This window comes from Streptomyces sp. CoH27, from assembly GCF_020181035.1.
Taxonomy (GTDB): domain Bacteria; phylum Actinomycetota; class Actinomycetes; order Streptomycetales; family Streptomycetaceae; genus Streptomyces; species Streptomyces camelliae.
On the sequence record NZ_JAIQYY010000067.1, the window covers coordinates 9021 to 14160 of the forward strand.

5 protein-coding genes and 2 pseudogenes are annotated in these 5140 nt (G+C 67.8%); 3 read left to right on the forward strand and 4 right to left on the reverse strand.

Annotated elements, in window-relative coordinates; genetic code table 11:
- The 3 genes and pseudogenes from LE548_RS44220 to LE548_RS44230 all read right to left on the reverse strand — a co-directional run.
- Window positions 1-182, reverse strand: a pseudogene (locus LE548_RS44220) (MFS transporter); the annotation flags it as partial.
- Between the two features lie 200 nt (window positions 183-382).
- Window positions 383-724, reverse strand: coding sequence for a GNAT family N-acetyltransferase (locus LE548_RS44225; RefSeq protein ID WP_225102696.1), 342 nt, complete (start codon window positions 722-724; stop codon window positions 383-385).
- Between the two features lie 10 nt (window positions 725-734).
- Window positions 735-1712: a pirin family protein gene (locus LE548_RS44230; protein WP_225102697.1), complete on the reverse strand. Its 978-nt coding sequence runs from the start codon at window positions 1710-1712 to the stop codon at window positions 735-737.
- 47 nt (window positions 1713-1759) lie between these two features.
- On the opposite strand from LE548_RS44230, the pseudogene LE548_RS44235 reads away from it, so the two are divergent.
- A pseudogene (locus LE548_RS44235) lies at window positions 1760-1967 on the forward strand (carboxymuconolactone decarboxylase family protein); the annotation flags it as partial.
- A 100-nt stretch (window positions 1968-2067) separates the two neighbouring features.
- Here the strand turns inward: LE548_RS44235 and LE548_RS44240 are convergent.
- A complete protein-coding gene (locus tag LE548_RS44240) occupies window positions 2068-2793 on the reverse strand; it encodes an alpha/beta fold hydrolase (RefSeq protein WP_225102698.1) in 726 nt (241 codons plus the stop codon).
- Window positions 2794-3127: 334 nt separating this feature from the next.
- Between LE548_RS44240 and LE548_RS44245 the strand changes: the two genes are divergently transcribed.
- Together LE548_RS44245 and LE548_RS44250 are read left to right on the forward strand one after the other, a co-directional pair.
- Window positions 3128-3964 (forward strand): alpha/beta fold hydrolase, encoded by an 837-nt coding sequence (locus LE548_RS44245; RefSeq protein ID WP_225102699.1) that lies wholly within the window; start codon window positions 3128-3130, stop codon window positions 3962-3964.
- Window positions 3965-4624: 660 nt separating this feature from the next.
- The gene (locus LE548_RS44250; protein WP_225102700.1) at window positions 4625-5068 is read left to right on the forward strand and encodes an MscL family protein; all 444 of its coding nucleotides are present in this window, start codon (window positions 4625-4627) and stop codon (window positions 5066-5068) included.
- Window positions 5069-5140 lie beyond the last annotated feature (72 nt).

Sequence of the window (5140 nt, forward strand, 5' to 3'; positions counted from 1 at the left end):
GTGGCCGTGCCGGTGTGGAAGACACCGCTCAGGGAGGACAACAAGGGCTGCGCGTAGTAGAGGTTGGCGACCGTCATGCCGGAGGCGACGGCCAGGAGTGCGACCAGCCACCCCGGCACGCCGTGCGGGGCCGTTGCGGTCGCGGGCCGACGCGAGGTCCGGAGATCGGATGATGCGGACATGTGCACCTTCTTGGCGGAGCGAGCCGGGAGACCGGCGCGGGCGGTAGTGCCGTGGCGTGGCCGGCAGCTTCCTCGATGCCGTCACGCAGTCGTAAGCGTCGGTCCGCCCTGGGTGCTTCCCCGTCTGAGGCGATGGTTCGGAATGTCAGTCATCTCCATCAGAGATGAGCCTGCAGAGCCCGTACCGCCGGTGCCCTGGGTCAGTGCGCCAGCTCGGTCTCCAGCCATCGCAGGACTTCGGGGGTCACGCAGTCGGCTATGTCGGCGAACTCGGCGTGCTTCTTCAGGAACTTGGCCACGTAAGGGCAGACCGGCACGATGCGTTTCCCCAGGGCACGTACATCGGTCAGGGCCTGCTGGACGAGGATCGAAGCCAGGCCCTGACCGGCGAAGGCGTCGTCGATTTCGGTGTGGTAGAAAACGCGCTGGTCATCGTGGTCGCGATATGCGGTGAGGCCTGCGCTCTTGCCGTCGACCAGGATTTCGTACCGGTGCTTGGTGTCCACTCGCTCGACAGTCGGAGCGGCGGCGGGCTGTGTCATCAGGGGCCTTTCAGTGACGCGTCGGGTTCTTGCGTGGCGCGATGGTGGCATTCGGCAGGGCGGGCGCGGGAAGGCGGTGGCCGTCGTAACCTTCGACGCTGCCGAAGCGGTCGGACGCGTTCTCCCAGGCTTCCCTGGCGTCGACGATGTCCTCGTGGCTACGGCCTATGAAGTTCCACCACATGACGATCTGCTCCTCGAACGGCGTGCCGCCGAGCAGCACCGCCCGAGCGGGGGTGTCCGACTCGTTCGTCAGCGTCACGGTGTCGTTTCCCGTGCCGAGGTAGCCCAGTTCCGCCGGGTGCAGGAGGGTTCCGGCCATGCGGACATTCCCTTGGTCGACGAGCAGGCCGTACTCGAAGGCGGCCGTTACGGGGAGCGTGGTCGTCGAGCGCGGGTCGAGGACGAGTTCGGCGCCGAGCAGGGGAGTGAACGTCCGCACCGGAGAGGTGTCACCCGCGAGGGATCCCAGGAAGACTCTGATGTCCGCCCCGCCCACCCGGACCGGGTTCGGCACGTAGTGCCGGAAGTCCCGGCGGGTGTTCCGGTGTTGTTCCGGCAGAGCCACCCACAGCTGGACGCCGTGCAGGATCGTGGCGGCGGTGGAGACTTCCGAGTGGCTGATCCCGTACCCGCTGGTCATGAGGTTCAGCTCGCCGGGCCGTACGAACGCGTGGCTGCCCAGGCTGTCGCGGTGCTCGATCTCCCCGCTGAACAGCCAGCTCACGGTCTGCAGACCAGTGTGCGGATGGGGAGCGACGTCCATACCGCCGGTGTCGGCGACGTCGTCGGGTCCGTAGTGGTCGATGAAACACCAGGCACCGATCAGCGTCCGCGCCCGCTGCGGCAGCGTGCGCCGCACCGTCATGGCTCGTGGGCCGCCCAACGGGACGTCGCGGGCGGACAGCACGTCGACCTGCGGCGCGGGCTCACGGTGGTCGGCGGCACCGCAGCGCAGCGCGACGGGATCCGTTTCGACGTTGCTCATCGAGGGCCCTCCGCATCCGAATATGATTTCACATTCAACAATCATGCTACTGCCTGACCGTGCACACCAGGGCCGCTTTGCGCGCTGGCGAAGCCGCTCAGCGCCTGGGCGTGCCGGCCGCCTGGCGCGACACCGAGCTGTTCACGGAGCGGGGAGCGTACGGCCCTCGCCCTGGCGGAGGCGACCACCGAGCCCGTGAACGCCGCCGCGCAGGAGAGCGCCTACGACCGAGCTCGCCAGGTCCTCGACGACGAGATCTGAGCGGTTGTCTCGGTGGCGATCAGGGATCTCCGCCCTGAGCAAGCACCGCGTCCGCAAGATCCCCTGACAGCCGGTTCCCGAGATCGGAATCGGCTCAGTGGGCGGTGGCCCGGACGGCCTCCTCGATCAACTCGATGACGCGCTCCGGGTGGGCGAGCATCACCAGGTGCGAGGAATCGACCTCGACAGTGGTCATGCCGGCACGCTGGTAGCCGTAACGCTCCACCTCGGGGTTGATGGTGTGGTCGGCCGTGGCGACCAGGCCCCAGGAAGGCTTGGTCTTCCAGGCCGCCTTCGGAGCCTTCTCGGCGAAGGCCTGTGCGGCCAGGGGGCGCTGGGAGACGGCGAGGACGGCCGCGAGGTGGGGGTCGACATCGGCGGCGAAGACGGACGGGAACTTGTCGATCTCGACCGACACGTCGGTGCCGGGAGTGGTGGAGCCCTCGATCGGGAACGGCGTGTGGACCAGCGCGGTGGCCAGGTCGGAATCCGGGAAGCCGCCCTGCAGCTCGCCCAGGCTCTCGCCCTCCTCCAGGGCGTAGCCGGCCAGGTAGACCAGCGCTGTGACGTTGTCCTCCGCACCGGCGACGGTGATGACGGCGCCGCCGTAGGAGTGCCCGACCAGGACGACCGATCCGGGTATCTCACGGACGATCGAGGCGATGTAGGCGGAGTCGCCGAGCAGAGTGCGGTTGGGCACAGCCGGGGCCACCACGTCCAGGCCGCGGGCGATCAGTTCGGGGATGACACGAGCGAAGCTGGACGCGTCGGCGAAGGCGCCGTGGACCAGGACGACGGTCGGGCTGTCGGAAGGAGACAAGGCGCAACTCCCTGTGGATGTCGGTCGTGGTGCTCGGCTGGTGCGGGCCGCAGGCTTGAACAGCACACTAGGGGCCGCCGGCGAGAGTGCCTTGTCTGTCGGTGCACCGTCTGTGGTCCATCCGCGCCTGTGAGGAGCGCGGGCGAGGCACACCTTCGAAGGTCTGTGCGGCAGTGCTCCGGCACTCGTCCCCTTCCTGCTCTGCCTGGCACTTTCAGGCAAGCAGCGATGCGCTGAAGGACAACAGGCGGCGAGACGTCCGCCCTAGCGTGAAGCCATCCCGCGCCGCGCATGCCGCGAACGCACCAGTCACTCCAGAAGAAGGAACGACACTTTGCCGTACATCACCGTGGGCCAGGAGAACTCCACCACCATCGACCTCTACTACGAGGACCACGGCACCGGGCAGCCGGTCGTCCTCATTCACGGCTTCCCGCTCGACGGCCATTCCTGGGAGCGGCAGAGCGCCGTATTGCTCGACGCGGGCTACCGCGTGATCACCTACGACCGCCGCGGCTTCGGACAGTCCAGCCAGCCGACGACCGGGTACGACTACGACACTTTCGCGGCCGATCTGAACACCGTGCTGGAGACCCTCGACCTGCGAGACGCCGTCCTGGTCGGCTTCTCCATGGGCACCGGAGAGGTCGCCCGGTACATATCCGCCTACGGCTCCGCCCGGGTCGCCAAGGTCGCCTTCCTGGCCTCCCTGGAGCCCTGCTTGCTCAAGGCGGACGACAACCCCGACGGGGTGGCACCGAAGGAGTTCTTCGACGGCGTCGTCGCGGCCGTCAAGGCGGACCGCTACGCGTACTACACCGACTTCTACAAGGACTTCTACAACCTCGACGAGAACCTCGGCACCAGGATCAGCGAGGAGGCCGTACGCAACAGCTGGAACGTCGCGGCGGGTGGCGGCTTCTTCGCGGCGGCCGCCGCGCCGTCCACGTGGTACACCGACTTCCGCGCCGACATCCCGGCCATCGACGTGCCGGCCCTGATCCTGCACGGTACGGGGGACCGGATCCTGCCCGTCGAGGGGACCGCACGCCCCTTCCACAAGGCGCTCCCGTCCGCCGACTATGTCGAGATCGAGGGCGCGCCACACGGCTTGCTGTGGACCCACGCGCAGGAGGTCAACGCAGCACTCCTCACCTTCCTGAGTAAGTGACCTCCCGCCGCAGGCCCGCCCGGCGGGCCTGCGGATCAACGCTGCCGTCAGGATCGCCGGGGACGGGATCCCGACGGCGCTCGCGCGGTCGGTACTGCTGCTGCGAGAGGCGCCGGCCGTTTCGAGAGGAGCCGGGCATCTGCGGATACCGGCACAGGAAGGGGGAGGAGGAAGTCCCGAGGCCCGGCACATACGAGGTGGTGAGCGAACGGGCTCGGGACGTGCCGGCCCTGGAGGTTCGGCTGGTGGGTGATTCAGCACGTCCTCGGCCCGCCCGTCGAGGCGCCGACCTGGTCGGCCCCCGCGAGCGGCGCCGCCGGGCCCGCACCGATCAGGCCGACTGACAGTGATGGGACCTTTGGCAGGCTTCTGACGTCACAGACGTCCAACCGGCCACGCGCCGTGCGGCACCGCCCGGTAGGCCGACGATTCCCCACAAGGGCAACCGGAGAGTCAGCCAGTCGGAGAGTCAAGGCCCCGAGCGATGCCATCGCCATCCGTGTCAGTCTTACCAGCACGTACGACGGATCGGCTGTCCAGCGGCGCGTTGCCGGACTGGATGCCGTGATTCCCCGCGCGTCACGCCGTCGCCTCACCGCGCAGGGCGGATATCGTTCTGATGGCCAGTCAGTTAAATCGGCGCCGACGCGGAGAGACACGATGCTCAGGGGATTCAAGAACTTCCTGATGCGGGGCGACATCGTCGTCGTGGCGGTCGGGCTGATCGTCGCGCTGGCGTTCAGCACCCTCATCAAGTCGTTCACGGACAATGTGATCAACCCGATCATCGCGCGGGCGCAAGGAGGCCGGAACTTCGGGCTCGGGTGGCAGCTCGGGCGCCCCGGGAACAAGGCGACGTTCCTCGACATCGGGTCGTTCATCTCGGCGGTCATCTACTTCATCATCTTCATGGCCGTCGTCTACTTCCTGATCGTCGTGCCCTACAAGAAGTTCCAGGCCCGGCGCGGTGTGGCTGCCTTTAAGGAGCCCGGTGCGGTGAAGACGTGCCCGGCCTGCCTCTCCGAGGACATTCCCGCCGCGGCCGGCAAGTGTCGGTACTGCGGGACGGAGCAGCCTGCGGCGGGCACGGCGCAGCACCCCTAATACTGCAACCGCATCTGGGGTGACGATCAACGTCGCCTGTCGTTGATGTGACTGTGTGCTGATGCGCTGACG